At 62.1% G+C, this 19,753-nt stretch carries 17 protein-coding genes and 2 tRNA genes; 7 read left to right on the top strand and 12 right to left on the bottom strand.

All coding sequences use genetic code 11. The annotated features are described in order from the left end of the window. Positions 1–8 precede the first annotated feature (8 nt). The 4 genes from ACPWR9_RS13445 (at position 9) to ACPWR9_RS13430 (ending at position 3,480) form a co-directional block, all read left to right on the top strand. Entirely contained in the window at positions 9–869 is an 861-nt protein-coding gene (locus ACPWR9_RS13445) for a fumarylacetoacetate hydrolase family protein (RefSeq protein ID WP_426298348.1), read from the top strand. 25 nt (positions 870–894) lie between these two features. Next, positions 895–1,656 (top strand): SDR family NAD(P)-dependent oxidoreductase, encoded by a 762-nt coding sequence (locus tag ACPWR9_RS13440; RefSeq protein ID WP_426299350.1) that lies wholly within the window; start codon positions 895–897, stop codon positions 1,654–1,656. Between the two features lie 171 nt (positions 1,657–1,827). Then, positions 1,828–2,427 (top strand): DNA-3-methyladenine glycosylase I, encoded by a 600-nt coding sequence (locus ACPWR9_RS13435; RefSeq protein WP_426298346.1) that lies wholly within the window; start codon positions 1,828–1,830, stop codon positions 2,425–2,427. 48 nt (positions 2,428–2,475) lie between these two features. Next, on the top strand, positions 2,476–3,480 hold the full coding sequence (locus ACPWR9_RS13430) for a 23S rRNA (adenine(2030)-N(6))-methyltransferase RlmJ (protein ID WP_426298344.1): 1,005 nt from the start codon (positions 2,476–2,478) through the stop codon (positions 3,478–3,480). A gap of 113 nt (positions 3,481–3,593) precedes the next feature. Here the strand turns inward: ACPWR9_RS13430 and ACPWR9_RS13425 are convergent, their stop codons facing one another. The 11 genes from ACPWR9_RS13425 to ACPWR9_RS13375 form a co-directional block, all read right to left on the bottom strand. Beyond that, a complete protein-coding gene (locus ACPWR9_RS13425) occupies positions 3,594–4,316 on the bottom strand; it encodes a pseudouridine synthase (protein ID WP_426299348.1) in 723 nt (240 codons plus the stop codon). Positions 4,317–4,412: 96 nt separating this feature from the next. Beyond that, on the bottom strand, positions 4,413–6,398 hold the full coding sequence (locus tag ACPWR9_RS13420) for a tyrosine-protein phosphatase (RefSeq protein ID WP_426298342.1): 1,986 nt from the start codon (positions 6,396–6,398) through the stop codon (positions 4,413–4,415). 314 nt (positions 6,399–6,712) lie between these two features. Continuing rightward, positions 6,713–7,291, bottom strand: a complete 579-nt coding sequence (locus tag ACPWR9_RS13415; protein ID WP_426298340.1) for a TetR/AcrR family transcriptional regulator — start codon at positions 7,289–7,291, stop codon at positions 6,713–6,715. A 180-nt stretch (positions 7,292–7,471) separates the two neighbouring features. After that, positions 7,472–8,251: an ABC transporter permease gene (locus ACPWR9_RS13410; RefSeq protein WP_426299346.1), complete on the bottom strand. Its 780-nt coding sequence runs from the start codon at positions 8,249–8,251 to the stop codon at positions 7,472–7,474. 109 nt (positions 8,252–8,360) lie between these two features. Continuing rightward, positions 8,361–9,545 carry an ABC transporter substrate-binding protein gene (locus ACPWR9_RS13405; RefSeq protein WP_426298338.1) on the bottom strand — a complete coding sequence of 395 codons (1,185 nt, stop codon included), beginning with the start codon at positions 9,543–9,545 and terminating at the stop codon, positions 8,361–8,363. 3 nt (positions 9,546–9,548) lie between these two features. Then, entirely contained in the window at positions 9,549–10,529 is a 981-nt protein-coding gene (locus ACPWR9_RS13400) for an ABC transporter ATP-binding protein (RefSeq protein WP_426298336.1), read from the bottom strand. Then, positions 10,526–11,674 (bottom strand): acyl-CoA dehydrogenase family protein, encoded by a 1,149-nt coding sequence (locus ACPWR9_RS13395; RefSeq protein WP_426298334.1) that lies wholly within the window; start codon positions 11,672–11,674, stop codon positions 10,526–10,528. The genes ACPWR9_RS13400 and ACPWR9_RS13395 overlap by 4 nt, the downstream gene beginning before the upstream one ends. Continuing rightward, positions 11,671–12,237 carry a carboxymuconolactone decarboxylase family protein gene (locus tag ACPWR9_RS13390; RefSeq protein ID WP_426298332.1) on the bottom strand — a complete coding sequence of 189 codons (567 nt, stop codon included), beginning with the start codon at positions 12,235–12,237 and terminating at the stop codon, positions 11,671–11,673. The genes ACPWR9_RS13395 and ACPWR9_RS13390 overlap by 4 nt, the downstream gene beginning before the upstream one ends. A 101-nt stretch (positions 12,238–12,338) precedes the next feature. Next, entirely contained in the window at positions 12,339–13,391 is a 1,053-nt protein-coding gene (locus ACPWR9_RS13385) for an AraC family transcriptional regulator (RefSeq protein ID WP_426298330.1), read from the bottom strand. Positions 13,392–13,729: 338 nt separating this feature from the next. Further along, a tRNA-Leu gene (locus ACPWR9_RS13380) sits at positions 13,730–13,814 on the bottom strand. Positions 13,815–13,952: 138 nt separating this feature from the next. After that, complete coding sequence (locus tag ACPWR9_RS13375; RefSeq protein WP_426298329.1) at positions 13,953–14,867, bottom strand: LysR substrate-binding domain-containing protein; 915 nt, start codon at positions 14,865–14,867, stop codon at positions 13,953–13,955. A gap of 560 nt (positions 14,868–15,427) precedes the next feature. On the opposite strand from ACPWR9_RS13375, the gene ACPWR9_RS13370 reads away from it, so the two are divergent. From ACPWR9_RS13370 to ACPWR9_RS13360, 3 genes are read left to right on the top strand one after another with little or no spacing between them, the layout of a single operon-like run. After that, positions 15,428–15,976: a (2Fe-2S)-binding protein gene (locus tag ACPWR9_RS13370; protein ID WP_426299344.1), complete on the top strand. Its 549-nt coding sequence runs from the start codon at positions 15,428–15,430 to the stop codon at positions 15,974–15,976. A 5-nt stretch (positions 15,977–15,981) separates the two neighbouring features. Next, on the top strand, positions 15,982–17,019 hold the full coding sequence (locus ACPWR9_RS13365) for an FAD binding domain-containing protein (RefSeq protein ID WP_426298327.1): 1,038 nt from the start codon (positions 15,982–15,984) through the stop codon (positions 17,017–17,019). Next, positions 17,016–19,229, top strand: coding sequence for a xanthine dehydrogenase family protein molybdopterin-binding subunit (locus tag ACPWR9_RS13360; protein ID WP_426298325.1), 2,214 nt, complete (start codon positions 17,016–17,018; stop codon positions 19,227–19,229). The genes ACPWR9_RS13365 and ACPWR9_RS13360 overlap by 4 nt, the downstream gene beginning before the upstream one ends. A 270-nt stretch (positions 19,230–19,499) precedes the next feature. Here the strand turns inward: ACPWR9_RS13360 and ACPWR9_RS13355 are convergent. Then, a tRNA-Leu gene (locus tag ACPWR9_RS13355) sits at positions 19,500–19,584 on the bottom strand. Between the last annotated feature and the right edge of the window lie 169 nt (positions 19,585–19,753).

The raw sequence follows: 19,753 nt of genomic DNA, 5'->3' as shown, positions 1-19,753 counted from the left end.
GAACTGCTTTGAAACTGCTGCGTTACGGCCCGAAGGGCCAGGAAAAGCCCGGCCTGCTCGATGCTGCCGGCAAGGTGCGCGATCTGTCGAACGTGCTGACCGACATCACCCCCGAAACGCTGAGTCCGGAAGGGTTGGCGGCGCTGCGGGCGCTCGACATCGAATCGCTGCCGATCGTGGCGGCCCCGGGGCGTCTGGGTGTGCCGTTCGCCGGGCTCGGCAAGTTTCTCGCCGTCGGCCTGAATTACAGCGACCACGCCGCCGAAGCCGGGCTAGCGGCCCCTGCCGAGCCGGTGCTCTTCACCAAGTGGGACAACTGCCTGAATGGGCCTAACGACCCTGTGGTGCTGCCGAAGGACTCGGTCAAAGGCGACTGGGAGGTCGAACTTGGCTTCGTCATCGGGACGACAGCGCGTTATGTGCCGCTCGACAAGGCGCTCGATTACGTGGCGGGCTATTGCATCGTGAACGACGTCTCCGAGCGCGAGTATCAGATCGAGCGCGGTGGCACGTGGGACAAGGGCAAGGGCTTCGACACCTTCGGCCCGGTCGGTCCGTGGCTGGTGACGACCGACGAGATTCGCGATCCGCAGCAACTCGGCATGTGGCTCGACGTGAACGGCGTGCGCCGCCAGACCGGTCACACGTCGACGATGATCTTCAACGTCGCGTATCTCGTGCACTACATGAGCCAGTTCGCGACGCTCAAGCCGGGCGATCTGATCACGACGGGCACGCCCCCGGGCGTGGGCATGGGGCAGAAGCCGCCGGTGTATCTGAAAGCGGGCGATGTGATGCGTCTGGGTATCGAGGGGCTGGGCGAGCAGGAGCAGCATGTCTATGCGTACGACACGCGCTGGCTCGACTGAACCCACTGGACTGGAGGGATTCGAGATGGAAGATCTGAAGGGCAAATTCGTGCTGATTACCGGGGCGAGCACGGGCATTGGCGCGGCCGCCGCAACGGCGTTTGCCGCGCAGGGTGCGCATGTCGCCGTGCATTACAACCGTTCGCGTGAGAAGGCTGAGGCGGTTGCGGAGGCAGTGCGCGCGTATGGCGTCAAAGCGATGACCGTGGCCGCCGACGTGGCTGACACCGGTGCTATCGATGCGGCAGTGGCGCATGTGCTCGACGGCTTCGGGCGCATCGACGTGCTGATCAACAACGCGGGCAGTCTGGTCAAGCGCACGCCGTTCACCGAAGTGACCGACGATTATTTCGACGATGTGCTCAACGTCAACGCCCGCTCGGTGGTGGCATTTTCGCGCGCGGTGGTGCCTGCCATGCGCAAGCAGGGTGGCGGGGCCATCGTCAACGTGACGTCGATTGCGGCGCGCCATGGCGGCGGTCCGGGGGCGCTGATCTATGCGGCGGCCAAGGGTTTCGTGAGTACGCTGACGCGCGGGATGGCCAAGGAGTTGATGCCCGATCGCATTCGCGTGAATGCCGTGTCGCCGGGCGTGATCATGACGCCGTTTCACGAGCAGTTCAGCACCGAGGCGCAGATCGAAGCGTTCCGTCAGAGCATTCCGATGGGGCGTTTGGGCGCCCCCGACGAGTGCTCGGGCGCGTTCCTCTATCTGGCGTCGGAAACGCTGGCGAGCTATGTGACGGGCCAGATCATCGAGGTCAACGGCGGGCAATTGATGCTCTGATCGGTCACCGCGGCTCGGACATTTCCGAGCCGCCATCATCGCCACACCGAAAGCGATGCGCGTGACGACACGCGCAGTACGCATCCTCGGCAAATGCTGGCACACTTGCCCCATTCCGATGAATTCGCCCGCGACACGATGGTGCGTGGGCTGCAACGACACGAGGGGCAAATGGAACGATGTCCGTGGAGCGAGGGCTTCGAGCAGTACCGGCAGTATCACGACGAAGAGTGGGGCGTGCCGTTGCGCGATTCGCGTGCGTTGTTCGAATTGCTGATGCTCGAAGGCGCGCAGGCGGGGTTGTCGTGGTCGACGATTCTCAAGAAGCGCGATAACTATCGCAAGGCGTTCGACGGTTTCGATCCCGTGCGCATCGCGGCCTACGATGAGCAGGATGTGGAACGGCTGATGGCCGACGCGGGCATTGTGCGCAACCGTTTGAAGGTGAATGGCGTCATCAAGGGCGCGCGGGCCTATCTGGCGATGGAAGCGGCGGGCACGCGATTCGCCGATTTCGTCTGGCAGTTCGTGGGTGGCGAGCCGTTACAGAACCAGTGGAAGTCGCTGGGCGAGGTGCCTGCGAGCACGGCGGTGTCCGACGCGATGAGTAAGGCGCTCAAGAAGGCGGGGTTCACTTTCGTTGGTTCGACCATCTGTTATTCGTTCATGCAGGCGGCGGGCCTGATCAACGACCATCTCGTCGCGTGCCCGCGCCACAAGGTGGTCAAAGCGCTTGCCAAGGACGGTCAAAAGTCGCGCAAACGCGCCTGAGGCCCCCGCGTCGGCTACAATCGCGCCTGACGAATCAGGAACTGCCTAATGTTCAGCTACCGCCATGCCTTCCACGCCGGCAATCACGCCGACGTACTGAAACACTTCATCGCCGTCGAATGTATCGATTACATGCGCCAGAAAGACACGGCGTTCTGGTATATCGACACGCACGCTGGCGCGGGTGGCTATGCGCTTGACGGCAAGTGGGCCGACAAGACGGGTGAGTATCACACGGGCATTAGCCGTCTGTGGGACCGCACCGACCTGCCGCCGGCACTGGCCGACTATGTAGCGCTGGTGCGCGAGTTCAATCCGGATGGCAATTTGCGCTACTACCCGGGCTCGCCGTATTTCGCGCTGCAACTGTTGGGCGATCGCGATCGTTTGCGTCTGTTCGAGGCGCACCCGACTGAGCAGGAAGTATTGCGCGAGAACTTTGAAGCACAGGGGCGTGAAGTCGCACGTCGCACGATGATTTTCGGTGCGGACGGGTTTGCGGGGCTCAAGACGATTTTGCCGCCGGCATCGCGTCGCGGTTTCACGCTGATCGATCCGTCGTATGAAGACAAGCGCGATTACACGCGCACGACGCAAACGGTGCAGGAAGGGCTCGACCGTTTCCCGACCGGGATGTATGCGGTGTGGTATCCGCTGGTGCAACGTCGTGAGGCGGGGCAACTGCCTGAGCGCATGAAGCGCTTGACGATCAATGGTCAGCCGATCAAGAGCTGGGTGCACGTGGCGTTGACCGTGTGCAATCCGGTGCCGGGTGGCTTGGGATTGCACGGCAGCGGCATGTTTATCGTGAACCCGCCGTATCAGCTGTACGAAACGCTGAAGACGACGATGCCGTATCTCACGAAGGCGTTGGGGCAGGACAAGGGGGCGCAGTTCTTGCTCGAAGACGACAGCCACCGGGTGACCCAGCCGCGTGGCGGTGCATCGCGGCCGTCGGCATCGTCCATGGCACGCACCTCGACCCCGGAGTCAGCAACGCCGACGCGTCCCGGTGGTGGCCGCACGCCGGGACCGCGACGCGGCGGCCGGTAATGTCGGCGTGGTGACATCGCCGCATAAGTCACCCCGCCACTCCGTCGTACATTCGCCGCGCGGACACTGCGCGGCGATATCCATCGCTCGCTGGCGCCTTTTCTTCCGCTGACCTACCGCTGATCTTTCGCTGGCACGTCGTACGGCAGCGACAGCAATTCATCTGGCGAGAGGTAGCGCCATTCTCCTTCGGCGAGCGTACCCATCGGCAGGCCGCCGATAGCGGTTCTGACCAGCCCTTCTACACGATTGCCTGCCGCAGCCACCATGCGTTTGACTTGGTGGTACTTGCCTTGTGTGATCGTGAGCGCGATCTCGTGCGATGAGGGACTCATCACGTCGGTCGCGGCCAACGTTTCCGTCTCATCGCGCAGCAGCACGCCATCGCGCAACGCTTGCAGCATCTCGTCCGTGACAGGGTGTTTCGTCGTCGCGATGTAGCGCTTGGGCACGTGCCGGCGTGGCGACATCATCGCGTGCAGGAAGGGGCCGTCATCCGAGAGGAGCAGCATGCCCGTGGTGTCCTGATCGAGGCGTCCGGCGGGTTGCACGCCACGTACCGCCAACGGCAGGGGCAGCAGCGAATGCACGCCTTCGTGGTGCGTGGGGCTGGTCGAGCATTCGAAACCGGCGGGTTTGTTGAGCAGCACATAGACGTGCTCGCGGTACTCCCACGGTTCGCCGTCCAGCGTGAAGTGCAGGCCGAGCGGGTCGATCGACTCGCGCGGGTTGTCGTGCACCACACCGTCGATGGCGAAGGCGCCGGTGGCCACGAGCTTGCGGCACATCTTGCGACTGCCGAAGCCCTGCGATTGCAAAATACGTTCTAGCTCGATGATGCGTTCTCCGTCGGCGTCATGAATTCAGGCCGCTATTGTAGCGGCCTGAACGCACGATGGTCCGGCCCGGCTGTTCGCCCTTGGCCACGGATGTCAGAACGTGTACTTCAACGAGGCAAAGCCCGCGAGCGAAGTCGCACCGCGCTCGCCGCCACCGACGGCGCCGCGCAGCTCGGCGGTCACTGGACCGCGCGTGGCTTGCAGGCTGAGTTCGGCCGAACCGAACAGACGAGAGTTGTATGCCGCCGTCTGACTGATGCCATACCCCTGAAGCGTACCGAAACTGCTCACGGCTGCCGAGTTGAGCGTCTGTTCGACGCCGAGCGTCAGCACTGGGCGAATCGTCCATGCGCCGAGGCTGCGATCTTGAAAGTTGAGATCGACGCGGGCGCGCGCGGCGAGCGCATGCTGCCTGTTGCCTTGCATATTGAGGGCGAGTTCGCTGCCAGTTTCCTCGAAGCCGGACAGATTGGCCTGCGTGTAGCGCAGACCGATTTGCGGCGTGAGCGTCAGGCCCGGCACGTCGAACGACTTCCCGACCATACCGATGGCGCTGTACAGCCAGCTCTTGCTCGACCCGGTGGCCGTGCCCAATCCATTGCCGAGCCCGCGCGTGCTGTCGTAGTTGCCGCGGCTGCCCATGAGCATGCCGTCGACGAACAGGCTGTTTTTCTCCGGTGCAAAAGCGTAACGTGCCCCCGCGACCAATTGCATGCTGTTGAGCGTAGCGGTCGCGTCAGCGGCTTCGGGCCGTTGATTCTCGTTCCCGATTGCACCATACACACTCAACTGCGGTGTGAGCGGCTGCGTAATGCCGACCATCACCCCGTTCTCGCGACTCTTGCTGCTCGCGCTGCCAGCCGAGCCACTAGCACGGGAGGTGTTCGTCCAGACCGACACCCACACCGGGTCCGGCGCAGGCGCACCGAATGGCGTTGCCGTATGGCCGCGCATGGCCGATTCCACGGCAAGGGGTTGTGTGAGCAGGTAGGCCACGGCGTCGGCGTGCACTTGTCCGCCGATGCGATTGGCGACACCGCCGAGGGTGCCAGCGTCGATCGCCGATTGCAGATAGTTGTTGAAGGCCGTGTAGTGCCCCGAGAGCGGGCTGTTTTGAAGGTTGACCAACAGGGCGGCGCCGAGCGCGGCGTTGCCGGTGAGCGCGGCTTGGCCTGGCAGTGCGTTGTAGTAGACCATTTTTGCGCGCAGCACATAGATGTCGGCTTGGGTGAGTCCGAGGCCTTGCATCAGATAGTTCTGCATCGAGCCGTATTGGCTGACGACCGAGTCGAGCGAGGCTTGCAGCCAGCCGGACGACACTCCCATGAGCGCGCCGTAGGTATTGGCCATTTGTTGTGCGCCTGCGGCGCCGAGCGTGGGCGTGTATTGCGCGAGGATGGCTTGCTTCATGCCGGCGATGGTCGCGGCTGAGTAGGTATTCGTCGCGAGGTAGTCGGTCATGATTTGGTTGGACGACACCCCGGCAATGCTTTCGAGAATGGCGGAAGTCCAGCCGGTGCGGTCTTTGCCAGAGGTGCAGTGAAAGAGCACGGCGCCGTTGGCGCTGGCCAGATCGAGCAGGAGGGACTTGAACTGACTGCGTACCGAGGCGTCGGTGACGAAGCTTTGGTACATCCCGGTCATGTAGGTGTTGACGGCGGCGACCGAGGTGAGTGAGGTGGCGCTGCCGGTGACGTTGGCGTTACCGAGGATATCGATATTGCGATAGGTTGCGCCTGCCACGGCTTTGTCGGGGCTAGTGGCAATTTCACTGGCCGTGCGAAGGTCGACGATTTGGGTGATGCCGAGTGAGCTAAGCGTGGCGCTATCCGAGGACGAGAGACTGGAGAGTGCATTGGCGCGATAGAAGACACCGGTGCGCATGACACCGTTGTTGGCGACGGCATTGCTGGTGCCGGTACCGCCGAGGGAGGCGGCGAGTCCTGCGACATCGCGGAAGTTGTCGACCGAAGCGAGTCGTGGCGTGGTGATCGGATACGAGGCATCGGCGTATGCGGCGGCGCTGGCGAGGGTGCAGAGCGAGGCGGCGAGCGCGATGGCGCGAAGATTCTTATGCATGTTTTAGGTGTGCCCGATGAAAAAATTGACGACCTGCCGGAGATCGAAGCCGAAGAAAGACGGCGAAAGACGCAGGGGCAGGCGGGCGCAATAAAAACATACGTAAATGTATGTTTTATGAAAACGTACGAACTTGTATGTTTCGTCGCAAAGCGAACCGAGCGCGGCAAAATGCGCGCGAGGTTATGTGTGGAGTACGAAGGGCATTAGCGGGGACGGATCGGGGCCCCTTTTTGACGCGAGTTGGGTCTATGTCTGAGCCCCGAAAAGGGGCCCCGGTCCGTCTGGGAGGGAGGTGTTGCGGGAGGCGGAAATTACTGCCCGCTATCGAATCGCTGATTAGCGCGAGCGTTGAGGAGGGTGTCGAGCATGGCGGTCACGCTCGGAGGAACCGGCAGATGGCTGAGTAGCCAGTCGAGCGAGGCGCCGAGGGCTATGGCGTCGAAGTCGCGCCGGATGCTGCTCAGGCTAGCCCCGACCAGCAGGTTGAAGAGCGCCAGCACTTCCGGATCGCGCTCCCCGTCGGGCATACCGAGTACCTGACCATCGGCGCCATCGAAAAACGGTTGAATCGCCGATTGCAGGCGAGCGTCGCCGCGAGATGCCATCCAAATTTCGAGCATGGCGACGGTGGTGGGCGAGGGCGGTCGATAGCGCAGGCTCGCGATCACCAGGTACAGGCGCTCTTTAGCGGAAAGGCGTTTCATGGCCTGCATGACGCCCGCGTCTTGATTGAGTGCGAACGACACGAAGGCGGGAAACAGATCGTACTTGCCTTGTGGAAACTGGTAGCGCAGCGTGCCGCGACTGCATTCGCACTGTGCGCAGAGCCGGTCTTCGCTCCATGCCGCGTAGCCTTCCGCGCTAATGATCTGCGCGGTTGCTTCGAACAAACGCGCACGCGTGCGCTGAGTCTTGGGACTCAGCGTATCGTCGGCAGTCGTTCGGGGGGCGGCAGGTGTGGCGTCGGACACAGGCGGGAAGACGCGTTCAGCGCGGCAGAGATTCGGGACGCCCAAGGGTACCCGAGTCTGCCGTCTGCATTCAAGAAAAAGCACCCGGCGTGCGTCTGGTCACTCGTCGGCGACCGTGCCACTAAAACGCCGGTAAATGAAGCGCGCCGCCCAGTCGAGGGCGAAGCCCAGTACGCCAATGACGAGAATGACCGCCGTCAGTTCCGAATACGCCAGCCGGTCACGCGTGTCGAGAATCAGATAACCCAGTCCGGCATTCACGCCCAGCATTTCGGCGGGCACCAGCACAATCCACAGAATGCCGATGGCCAGGCGCACGCCCGTCAGGACATGGGCGGCAATGCCCGGGACATACACGTGCCAGAGCATTTCCCAGCGTGTCGCCGCGAGACTTTCCCCAAGTTGCACCCAGCGCCGGTCGATCTGCGCGACACCGGCGGCGGTGCTCATCACCAGCGGCCACAGCGCGGCGAACGCGAGCAGAAAGTACACCGCCGGGTCGCCCACGCCGAGCGACATCACGGCGATCGGCATCCACGACAGTGGTGACACCATGCGTAAGAATTGCAGCGACGGGGTGAGCGTTGCGTCGAGCCACCGGATGCGTCCGATCAGAAAGCCAAGCGGCACACCTAGCACCAATGCCCATGCGAGTCCGACGCCGATACGCCGCAGACTCGCCAGAATATGCAGGCTCAGTTGCTCGTCGCGAAACAGATCGGGCAGGGCGTTCAGGGCGGCCGCAGGCGAGAACTGCGCGGCCAGCGAACCCGGTGTCGTCAGCAGCGCAATGCCGAGCCACCAGAGCACGACGATGCCTGCCAGACCCGCGAGGCCGAGCCATACGCGGCGTCCGGCGGGAGCAGGGCTTGCACCCACTGCACCACTGGGGCTCGCCGCAGGATTCGCACCATGCGGACCTTGCGCATTCGGCGGAATCTGGGCGCCCGGCACAGCGGGTGCCGCGCCTGCCTTGGCGGACAACAGGTCAGACAACGATCACCTCCTGACGCGTAAAGCCTTCCGGCAGCCCAAACGCCTTCATGCCGCCTGCGGCCGCAATGCTCTTCTTAACGAAGCGATCGTCGACGAGATCGCGCGCTACGAACGCCGGATCGAGCTTGGCGAGGAATTGCGCATTGCCTTCCACCTGTGTTTTCTGCATATGGCGCACTAGCGCCTCGGTGTAGCTGGGATACGGATACGGCTGGAAGTCGATGCGCTTCTCGTGCCAGTCGGCATGCATGATCGCCTTATCGGCCAGATAGCGGCCTTGCTCCGAGGCTGCGGGGGCCAGCACGCGCTGCAACACTTGGAACGGATGCGGCGTGTACCGATTCTCGCCTTCCTTCGAGAGCAGACGGGCCGCGTCCTCCGGATGGGCACGCGTCCATGCTTGCGCCTTCACGATGGCGTCGACGACCTTTTGCGTCCATTCGGGGCGTGCGCTCAGATCGCGTTCGTGCATCGTGACCACGCAGCAGGCATGGTTCTTCCACACATCGCCGGTGAAGCGCAGCACCTTGCCGACCTTGAGGTTTTCGGCGGCGGCATTGAATGGCTCCGCGACGATATACCCGGCAATTTGCTTGGCGGCGAGCGCCGGTGGCATATCCGAGGGGGCCATCACGATCAGATTGACTTCGTTAGCCGCCGGCGCGCCCGACTTCTTGAGCACCGGCGTCAACCCGTTCGCCGCGAGCAAGCCTTGCAGCACCACGTTGTGAATCGAATACCAGAACGGCACAGCCACCGTCTTGCCGCCCAGATCGCTTACCTTATTGATGTCGTTGGTCACCGTGATCGCGCTGCCATTGACGTGGTTCCACGCCACGACCTTGGCCTGTGCCTGACTGCCGTAACGTGCCCAGACCGTCATCGGCGAGAGCAAGTGCACGACGTTGACCTGTCCGGACAAGAAGGCCTCGATCAACTGCGCCCAGCTACGCAGCAGCGTTGGTTTTTCCGCCTTGATACCGGCCTGCTCGAAGTAGCCGTTGTTGTGCGCGACGAGCAGTGGCGTGGCGTCGGTGATCGGCAGATAACCGATGCGCAGCGGTGCGTCCGGTTCGGCGGCGGCGCGCGCGGCGGCCGAAGCCAGCAGCGGTGCAGCACCTGCCACGGTCATCATCGAAGCGAGCTTGAGCCATTCGCGGCGGGAAATTTGGCACATGGGTTAGCGATCCCCGTAGGTCTGGTCGGTGTGGTTGGCCGGTGACGGCGAGCGGGTGTTTGATAGGCCCGCCGTGTCGATCTTGCCGGTCGTGTTGGTTGTGTTGTTCGTGTCGGATGCGTGGCTCATGTCGCGCGACATCGCGCGTTGCAGGGCTTGCAGAATTTCGATGCGTAGCGCACCCAGCGCTTCGACGTGCGACTCACGCGGCGCGGGAATATCAACGTGCCATTGCGCCAGCGTGCGGCCTTGATTGCCCAGCAGCACGATGCGATCGGAGACAAGCAGCGCCTCGTCGATATCGTGCGTCACCAACACCGTCGCAGCGCCGGTATCGCGCACCACGGTCACGAGCAGACGTTGCATGTCGGCGCGAGTGACTTCATCGAGCGCGCCAAACGGCTCGTCGAGCAACAGCGCGCGCGGTTGACGTGCAAGACAGCGGGCCAGTGCAACGCGCTGTGCCATACCGCCGGAAAGCTGTCGCGGATGCAGATGATGCGCGTGGGCCAGCCCGACTTCGGTGAGTGCCGCATCGATGCGCGCACGACGGGTATCGCGAGAGAGCTTGGGCTGCCGGGCAAACGTGAGGCCGAACGCCACATTGCGTTCGACCGATAGCCACGGCAGCAGACAAGGGTCTTGAAAGGCGAGGGCAATGTCGGGGCGGGGGCCAGCGAGCGGCGTGCCGTCGGCGTCGACCGTGCCGGCGCTCGGTGCCAGCAATCCAGCCGCGATACGTAGCAATGTCGACTTGCCCGAGCCACTTGGGCCGAGCACGGACACGAGCTCTCCCGGGGCCACATGCAAATCCACGCCCCGCAGGATCTCTCGCGGCCCGTAAGCCAGTCCGATATTGCGCAGTGTGAGGAAAGGCGCGGCTGTTGCCGTCGAGGACGGCAATGCGGCGCGCGAGTCATGCTCGTGCGCCGGGGCGATGAACGTGTCGGAATGCGCGCGTTGCGTCGCCGTGGGTTGGGTCATGACGCGGTTCCGGTCCTCGAGGGGGCTGCGGCTGCTTGATGTGCCTGTTGCGCCTGTTGGGCCTGTTGTGGCGTTGCGGACGCAGCGCGCTGTGCCGCCAACTGGTTTTTCAATTGCACGAGACTCGGCGTGACGATGGGCACGAAAGCCGCTTCACGCTGGCGACGTGCTACGCCAGACAGCCCGCGCAAATAACCACGCCCGCCACCGGTTTGTACTTCCAGCGTCGCGGCATCGTGAACGACGCCAGCGAGTGCGATGCGCAGTTCGAAAAGCTTTGCCGGTGCCGCAACGAACTCACCTTCCGCGACGCCCGCTTTCAGCCGCTTGGCAAGTGCGTCGAGTTGTTCGGCGAGTGCCCCGACTTCGTCTGCCACCGCCGCACGCGCACCCGGGCCGCCGTCGTGGGTGCCAGCGAGGCTGCGACGAGCAAGACCCAGCGACATGCCGCATTGCAAGCCGAGGAACGCGGGACGCACACGCACGAGCCACGCAGGCGCATCGTCGGTAATGCGGTCGTTGTCGTCGAGCGGCGTGTCGGCCATTTGCAGCGCCGCAGTGTTCGTGCCCCGCAAGCCGATCAGGTCGAGGTCATCGCTACGTGTGACGCCCGGTGCATCGTGGGCAATCGCGAAGATCGACGGCGGACCGCCCGCGTTGTGATCGACGGCTGCGGCTGCAACGAAGCCCTGTTTGCGCAGGTTCGTGATCCACGGCAAGCCGCCGCTGACATGCCACGCCGGTGTCGTGCCAGCATCGGCACGCTCAGTCGCGCGAATTTGCAGCGGTTCAATCGCTGACAGATACTTCATCGCGTTCGACAACCCCGTCGCTCCGGCAAGCTCGCCGGTGAGCAACGCAGGCAGCAAACGCTCACGCAAGCCGCGATTCGGACTTTGCAGCAGATATTCGATGAATGTGCGCTGACCCCACAACACGAACGCTGCCGCGAACGAATGCGCCGCGACGTCGGCAACCGCGTCGATGGCGTCGACAATCGTGCCGCCAACCCCACCCAAGTCCGTGGGCACGCCAACACGCAGTACGCCCGCCTGCGCCAGTTGCGGCACAACCTCGGCGCTTAACGTGGCATCCGTATCGAGCGTTTCGGCGTGGGTGTCGAGCCATGCGGCGAGCGTGCTCATGCCGCCTGATCCTTCGGCGCCCAACGATACGCCGCCAGTTGCGGATTCAATTCGTTTTGCGAGAGATTGTTCGCGAAGTTGCACAACGTCGCGAGCGACACGCCCAGCACCACTTCGAGAGCGGCTGCATCGTCGTATCCTGCCGCCTTGAACGCGGCGAACTCGGCGTCGGAAACCGCCCCGCGCGTCGCGATGACGGCGCGCGTAAAGACGGCGACAGCGTCGAGCTTCGCGTCGGACAGCGTCTCTTGATCGCGAATCTCGTTGACGAGTGTTTCAGGAAGTTGGGCCTTTTTAAGCGCCACCGCTGTGTGGCCCGCCACGCAGAAACCGCAGCCGTGAATGCCAGCCGCCGTGATCTGCACCACTTCACGCTCGGCCAACGTCAGGCTCGCACGGCCGTTGATTCCACCCACCGTCAGATAAGTCTCGAGCGCTGTTGGCGCATTGGCCAACGATGCCACCAAGTTCGGCAGAAAACCGTTCGCCGCAAGCGATTTCTCCAGAAACGGGCGGCTCGCCTCCGGGGCGGTCTCAAGGGTATGCAATGGCAGTCGGCTCATATCGGGCTCCTCACAGTCGAGCCCCCATTGTGCAGAGGCTCGCTCAGGCACTCAATGCGCGCACGTCTGGAAATACTGCGGATTTGTCTTAGGCGGGCGCGTCAGTGTAACGCGTAATGTGTGACGGTTGCCTCGGCGGAGGACGCGGGAGAGGCGAGCGGTGAAGGCGCGGCTGCGTGGCGCTCCGGATTCGCTTGTCGACGCCAAACCCCCGGTTGGATGCCCGTCACCCGCTTAAACGCCTGCGCAAACGCAGACTCGGATTGATAGCCGACTTGCTCGGCTACTTCAGGTAAAGTCGCCCCCGCGCGTAACAATGCCGCAGCCGTTTTCATGCGCACCAACGTCACGAATTGCGCCGGCGGCTGCCCACCGATTTCCGCAAACTGTTTGCAGAATCGTGCCCGCGACATGTGTACGAAGTCAGCCATCGTGTCGGTCGTCCAACGCTCACCCGGTGACTCGATAATCGCCGCCGCCAAACGGCCGAACACGTCACGCCGCATCAACCGCCACACGCCCGGCGCAAAGTCCTCGGCATGCACGGCTTCGCGCAACGCATAGTAAAAAAGTAAATCGGTCAGGCGCGCAAGGAGTGGGGATGGCGTGTCGCCCGGACGGCGTGCTTCGGCTTGGAGCAACGTGAACACCTGCGTCAGGCCGTCATGGCGACCACTGTCACGCCGCGCGATGATCGGGTTCGGCAACATGCCTAACACCAAACCGTCGAGATCCGTGCGGAATTCGAAAAAGCCGCAAGCCAGGGCAACGGATTGGGTAGGGCGGGTGTTGGGGGCGTGATGCTGCTGTGATGCTAGTGGCGTCATCTCGCCTTTTTTGGCGGATAAGTCTGATGGCGGCAGTGCATGCGGCGATAAGCAATGCGCGATGTCCGTTAACAAGAAAACCGCATCACCCTCGTTCAACCAGATCGATCGAGATGCGTTTGCGCCATCGGCACCCACGTGCAAATAACAACCGCCCCCCAACACCACATGGAAACTCGCCCGCTGCCGACCCGCCGTGCTCGCCTGGTACTCCCCACAATACTCACCCACATGGAATAACGTGCTCTTTAACTCCAACCCCGATAACAACCAATCCGCTACCCGGTCCGGATTCACACTCTCTTCCACTACCGTCGACGCTCGCATGACGTACCACTCTCAACGCAGGCAAAAACCCCATGCTCCCCACTCACATCACCGCCGACAACTATTTTTTTGTTGGATGCTTATGACGGATGTGGGGGGGCTTTGCTTTTCTCGCGCTTCATTCAACACCGAGCGTTCTGGCCCACGCGCATCGCCACCCCCACCGCCCATACGGCGCCCCCGGCGCCGCGAGGACTCGGTCACACTCCGCGCGACCCCGGCATCGCTTGCAAGCGATGCCTTTCGAGTCCCCACGCAATGTGCACTGGCACATTGCTTTCTGGGCGGAGAAAAACAAAAAGCCGGTGATCTTTCGATCACCGGCTTTTTCTTTGTCTTGGTGCCCAGAAGAGGACTCGAACCTCCACGGTGTTACCCGCTAGTACCTGAAACTAGTGCGTCTACCAATTCCGCCATCTGGGCATCGTCAGCTCACTCGTTGTTACTTGCTCGCTGCGAAGAAGTGAGATTATGCCGAGAGCGTTACATGCTGTCAACAGGTTTTAATGAAAAAGTCATCAATCACCACCCACTTCTTTAACTCCCCTCATAAATCAATCATCAAGCCGCCCGACCCATATGCTCCGACCGAATCATGTCGATCAAATGCCGCAACCCCGGCAACGTCTGACGCCGACTCGGGTAGTACATCGACAACGGCGGACCATCCACCGCCCAATCACTCAACACCGCCTCCAACGTGCCCGCCGCTAACTCGGCCCTCACGTTCTGCTCCAACACATATCCCAACCCCAAACCACCCAACGCCGCCGCCACCACACCATCGGTCTCGTTAATGCTCAACGCCCCAGGCACATCAAGTTCAAGAGCATTCGACCCATTCCCCAACTCCCACTTGTACAACGTGTTGTCACCCAAACGCATCCGAATGCAATTGTGCGTCAACAAATCCTGCGGCACTTTCGGGCGCCCATGACGCGCAAGGTAAGCAGGCGAGGCCACCACAATCCACTTCAGCGAGGGCGTCAACGGCGTCGCAATCATGTCGCCCGGCACCGTGTCGCCATAACGCATGCCCGCATCGAATCCCTCCGCCACAATGTCGAGCATCCGGTCATCCACCGTGATGTCTAATTCGATATCGGGATACGCCGACACAAAACGCGGCAAGATCGGGTCCAACAACAAACGCGCCGCATCACGCGGCACGTTCAATCGCAATCGCCCCGCCGGCGACGCACGATATCGATCCAACGCACCAATCGCCGACGCAATCTGCTCAAGACCCTGCTCCAATTCCTTCGCCAACGCAGCACCCGCCGCCGTCGGCGAAACGGAACGGCTCGTGCGATTGAGCAACTTCACACCCAATCGCGCCTCAAGATTGCGCATGGCATGACTCAACGCCGATGTGGTCACGCCCAACTCCGTGGCGGCCTCCCGGAAACTCTGCCGACGGCAGATAGTCACAAAAACGTTCAAATCGGCAAGCTCGCCACGAGTAAATGCAGGCATGTCATTCCCAACAAGGATCAAGTAACCAAAACCAGAAACGTTGAGCATGTGCAACGAGTTAAGCGTTCGTTGAACAATATTCAATTTTTTATGAGCTAAATTCTACAGAATTACCGGGTTTGGAGCGGACGCTCTACGAAGAGAGTGACAGAAACGCGACATCTCGCACGCATGGACACCTCCCATTCGAGCGCCCCAAGGCTCGGGGTTGTGCTAGATGGCACCAGACTGACCGTTTCCTGACGCCTGCAAGTCACACAGCCTTTCTCTATAGTGCTCGAATGGATTCGCGGCGCCCCCCACCGCCGCCCTCAACGGTTGCCCTCAAAGGAGGCTTCTCGATGAAGGAACATGCTTGCCACTCGTCATGTGCCAGCCACGCCAACGGCGCTCACGCCGATCGTGAGTCCGCACTGTCGCCACCCCCGCCCTCGACACATCCGCCATCACCGCCCACTGCCGCCGCCCACGCCGCCGCCGCAGTCACTGACCCCAACGGACGACGCCGTTTTCTAAAATCGCTTGGCGCGTCGAGCCTCGCCAGTGCCAGCGCTGCATGGCTGCCCGGTGCGCAAGCGCAGACGCAAACGGCGAACGAACGCGCTGCCGCGAGTGCAGGCGAAACCGCCACCGCACAGGGCGAACCTTTGACGCTCACAGTGAATGGTCAGCGGCGCACGTTGCGCGTGGCTTCAAATGCGATCCTGCTCGATGTGCTACGCGATCAGTTGCAACTCACCGGCACGAAGAAGGGCTGCGATCACGGTCAGTGCGGCGCGTGTACGGTGCATGTGAACGGCGTCTCGATTAACTCGTGCCTGTCGCTCGCCTTGATGCACGAGGGCGATGCGCTCACCACCATCGAGGGCCTCGCGCGCGGCGACACGCCGCATCCGGTGCAAGCGGCGTTCTGGGAGCACGACGCCTATCAATGCGGCTACTGCACGTCAGGACAGATCATGAGCGCAGTCGCGGTACTCGCGGACAAACGTATCGGCCGCGACGACGCCGCGGTGCGCGAAGCGATGAGCGGCAACATCTGCCGCTGCGGTGCCTACCGCAACATCCTCGCTGCGATTCAGGATGCGCGCTCGCGCATGGGAGGCTAATCACCATGCGCCAGTTCGAATTCATCCGGCCACAAAGCGTCGAGCAAGCTATCAGTGTTCATGCGACGGCCCATACCACCGACCAAAACGCAGCGATGCGGGTGGGTGAGGGCGTGTATCTCGCCGGTGGCACGACGCTGCTCGATCTCGTCAAGCTCGATGTGATGAGGCCCGCCCGCGTCATCGATATTCATCGACTCGGTATGGATCGCATCGACCGTCTGCCGGACGGTCGGCTGCGCATCGGCGCGCTAGTCACGAACACGACACTCGCGTACGACCCGACGGTCGTGCGCGATTACCCCGTGCTCTCGCAAGCGCTGCTCAGCGGCGCAAGCACTGCATTGCGTAACAAGGCGACGACGGCGGGCAACGTGATGCAACGTGTGCGATGCGGCTATTTCCGTGATGGCGTATCGCCGTGCAACAAACGAGAGCCGGGCTCGGGATGCGCCGCCATCGGCGGACATCATCGAAGCCTGCACGCCGTGCTCGGTGGCAGCGCGCAGTGCATCGCCGCGCACCCGTCGGACATGTGCGTCGCCATGGCAGCCATCGGCGCGACAGTGCATGTGCAAGGCGCCAAGGGAGCGCGTGATATCGCGTTTGCCGATTTTCACCTGCTACCCGGCAGTACGCCCTGGCGCGAACATGCACTCGCCGACGACGAGATCATCACGCACGTCACGCTGGATGCACCGCTCGCAAATGCGCGCAGCGGGTATCTCAAGCGCCGTGACCGCGCTTCTTATCAGTTTGCGCTGGCGTCGTGCGCTGTGATTTTGTCGCTCGATGGCAGTACGGTGCGCGAGGCACGTGTAGCACTCGGCGGCGTGGCGACGAAGCCATGGCGCGCGATGAAGGCAGAACAGGTGCTTCGCGGGGCTGTGGTGTCACCCGCCTCGTTGGATGTGTGGCAGCGTGCCGCCGTAGCAGCGCTCGACGGTGCGCACGACTATGGGCAGAACGGCTTCAAGATCGCGCTTTGCGAACAGGCCATCGTGAGAAATCTCTCGCGACTCGCCGCAGGAGGCACGGTATGACGACACCCAATATCGGTCAGCCCATCCGCCGCATCGACGGACGCAAGAAAGTGACGGGTGCGGCGCACTACGCCGCCGATTGGCACCCACCCGGACTTTGCTACGCGTATGGCGTGTTTTCTACCGTCGCGCGCGGCACGATCCGCAACGTGGATACGCGCGACGCACAGCGTGTGCCCGGCGTCATCGATATCTTTCATCACGATCACTTTCCGGCGCTATTTCGCGTGCCGCAGCGCGGCGGTGGCTTCAACGCGATTCTCGAAGCATCGATTACGGATGAGCATCGGCTGCCGTTCGAAGACGATAAGGTCTATTACGCCGGGCAGTTCGTGGCGCTAGTCGTGGCCGATTCGTTTGAACACGCACGTGAAGCGGCATATCGCGTGCATGTGGACTACGCGAAGGAAGCGCCGTTGACCAGCCTCGAACAAGGCGTCGCTCGCAATGGCACCCAAGACGGCGGGCGAGGGCACCAACGCGGTGACGCAGCGGCGGCGTTCGAGCAAGGCGTGCATCGCGTAGACGCGGTGTATCGCACGCCCGTGGAAACCCATAACCCCATGGAAATGCACGCCACTACCGCCCAATGGCGGGATGGGGGCTTGCATCTCTATGAAGCGACGCAAGGGGTGACGGTGCATCGGAATTCGATTGCGCGCGTGTTTGGGTTGGATCCGGAACACGTGGTGGTGGAAGCGCCGTTTATTGGCTCCGGCTTCGGTTCGAAGTTGTTTATTTGGCCGCATTCGATTGCGGCGGCGGCCGTGTCGCGCGAAGTTGGGCGACCCGTGAAACTGTTGGTGCCTCGAGCGCAGATGTTTACGACGACCGGGCATCGGCCACAAACCGAGCAGCGGTTGCGTCTCGCCACGGACGCGCAAGGCAAGCTGGTTTCGCTTAGGCATGAATCGATTTCTACACAAGCGTTTGTCGATAACTTCACCGAGAACTGCGGTGGCATGTCGAAGAGTCTTTACGGTTGCGCGAATGTTTTAGTGAGTCATAGAACGACACGCGTGCATCAAGGGGCGCCCACCTCGATGCGCGCGCCCGGCGCTGCGCCCGGATTGTTCGCGCTGGAGTCCGCCGTGGATGAGATGGCGCTGGCGGCTGGGGTTGATCCGCTCGAATTTCGGCTGCGGAATATCTCGACACGCGATGAAAGCGCTAATTTGCCCTGGTCGAGCAATCACCTGCGTGAAGCGATTCTGCAAGGCGCGGATAAGTTTGGATGGGCGCGGCGCGATTCGCGTGTGGGAAGCATGCGCGATGGGGATGAGGTTGTCGGTATGGGCATGGCTGCGTGCAGCTGGGATGCCATGCGCACTCCGGCGCGTGCGCGTGTGATGCTGCGGGCCGATGGGACCGTTGAAGTCACGTGCGCGGTGCAGGATATCGGCACCGGAACTTATACAGTGGTCGCGCAGACCGTGGCAGATTTGACCGGCGTCGGCGTGGAAAAGATCGATGTGCGGTTGGCGGACTCGGCTATGCCTGCGGCGCCGTTGTCAGGTGGGTCTTGGGCGACGGCCAGTGTGATGCCAGCCATTGCGGTGGCTACGCGAAACGCTATCTCACAATTGGTCTCGTATGCAGTGGCAGGGAAGGGGGCTTTGAACGGCGCTAATGCTGAGGATGTGAAGTTTGCGGACGGCGCACTCGTTTATCAAGGAAAGAAAGTGCCGTTCGGTGACGCGCTCCGGGAGCTAAAACTCGGACTCGCTATCGGAGACGGCGCCACCGGAGGTGCCCCGGAAGGCAAGGTTTCGTTTCGTAGCTTCGGCGCACATTTTGTCGAAGTGCGATTTGATCCAGCTATCTCGCATTTGCGCGTTTCGCGCGTGGTGAGTGCGATCGACGTGGGGAAAATTGTTAACCCGCTTACGGCCAGAAACCAAGTCGAAGGCGCCATCGTCATGGGCATCGGCATGGCCCTCTTCGAAGCCACCGACTACGACCCCCACTCAGGTCTCCCCGCCAACAACAGCTTCGCCGAATACCTCGTGCCCGTTCACGCGGATCAACCCGATATCGATGTCATCCTCCTCGACTACCCCGATCTGGCTCTCAATGAGTTTGGCGTCCGTGGGATCGGGGAAATTGGAATTACCGGGCTGGCCGCCGCTGTGGCTAATGCGGTTTATCACGCTACCGGGAAACGCGTGAGAGACCTGCCGATTACGATCGAGAAGGTGATGAGGGTTTGATTTTTTTTCTCAACTCAAACCCAAACCAAACCAAACCAAACCAAACCAAACCAAACCAAACCGCTAATCCTCGCCCACGCGCACCACCACCCCCACCGCCCATACGGCACCTCCGGCGCCGCGAGGACTCGGTCACACTCCGCGCGACCCCGGCATCGCTTGCAAGCGATGCCTTTCGAGTCCCCACGCAATGTGCACTGGCACATTGCTTTCTGGGCGGAGAAAAACAAAAAGCCGGTGATCTTTCGATCACCGGCTTTTTCTTTGTCTTGGTGCCCAGAAGAGGACTCGAACCTCCACGGTGTTACCCGCTAGTACCTGAAACTAGTGCGTCTACCAATTCCGCCATCTGGGCATCGCCAGCTCACTCGTTATTACTTGCTCGCTGCGAAGAAGTGAGATTATGCGTATCCACTCCATCACTGTCAACACCTGCGCACAAAAAAATTTCAAATCACCCCCACACACCCCAAGCCAACCCCAAAATCCGCACAGGTGGCGGATTTCGCAAGCTTTGCCGTATG

This window comes from Pandoraea pneumonica (assembly GCF_049918595.1).
Lineage (GTDB): Bacteria > Pseudomonadota > Gammaproteobacteria > Burkholderiales > Burkholderiaceae > Pandoraea > Pandoraea pneumonica_A.
This window is presented reverse-complemented; position numbering and strand designations above follow the sequence as displayed.

Excerpts from the sequence above, each read along its gene's own strand:
- ACPWR9_RS13440 (WP_426299350.1), top strand. The coding sequence starts at position 895 with ATGGAAGATCTGAAGGGCAAATTCGTGCTGATTACCGGGGCGAGCACG.
- ACPWR9_RS13435 (WP_426298346.1), top strand. The coding sequence starts at position 1,828 with ATGGAACGATGTCCGTGGAGCGAGGGCTTCGAGCAGTACCGGCAGTAT.
- ACPWR9_RS13430 (WP_426298344.1), top strand. The coding sequence starts at position 2,476 with ATGTTCAGCTACCGCCATGCCTTCCACGCCGGCAATCACGCCGACGTA.
- ACPWR9_RS13420 (WP_426298342.1), bottom strand. The coding sequence starts at position 6,398 with ATGCATAAGAATCTTCGCGCCATCGCGCTCGCCGCCTCGCTCTGCACC.
- ACPWR9_RS13405 (WP_426298338.1), bottom strand. The coding sequence starts at position 9,545 with ATGTGCCAAATTTCCCGCCGCGAATGGCTCAAGCTCGCTTCGATGATG.
- ACPWR9_RS13400 (WP_426298336.1), bottom strand. The coding sequence starts at position 10,529 with ATGACCCAACCCACGGCGACGCAACGCGCGCATTCCGACACGTTCATC.
- ACPWR9_RS13395 (WP_426298334.1), bottom strand. The coding sequence starts at position 11,674 with ATGAGCACGCTCGCCGCATGGCTCGACACCCACGCCGAAACGCTCGAT.
- ACPWR9_RS13390 (WP_426298332.1), bottom strand. The coding sequence starts at position 12,237 with ATGAGCCGACTGCCATTGCATACCCTTGAGACCGCCCCGGAGGCGAGC.
- ACPWR9_RS13385 (WP_426298330.1), bottom strand. The coding sequence starts at position 13,391 with ATGCGAGCGTCGACGGTAGTGGAAGAGAGTGTGAATCCGGACCGGGTA.
- ACPWR9_RS13375 (WP_426298329.1), bottom strand. The coding sequence starts at position 14,867 with ATGCCTGCATTTACTCGTGGCGAGCTTGCCGATTTGAACGTTTTTGTG.
- ACPWR9_RS13365 (WP_426298327.1), top strand. The coding sequence starts at position 15,982 with ATGCGCCAGTTCGAATTCATCCGGCCACAAAGCGTCGAGCAAGCTATC.
- ACPWR9_RS13360 (WP_426298325.1), top strand. The coding sequence starts at position 17,016 with ATGACGACACCCAATATCGGTCAGCCCATCCGCCGCATCGACGGACGC.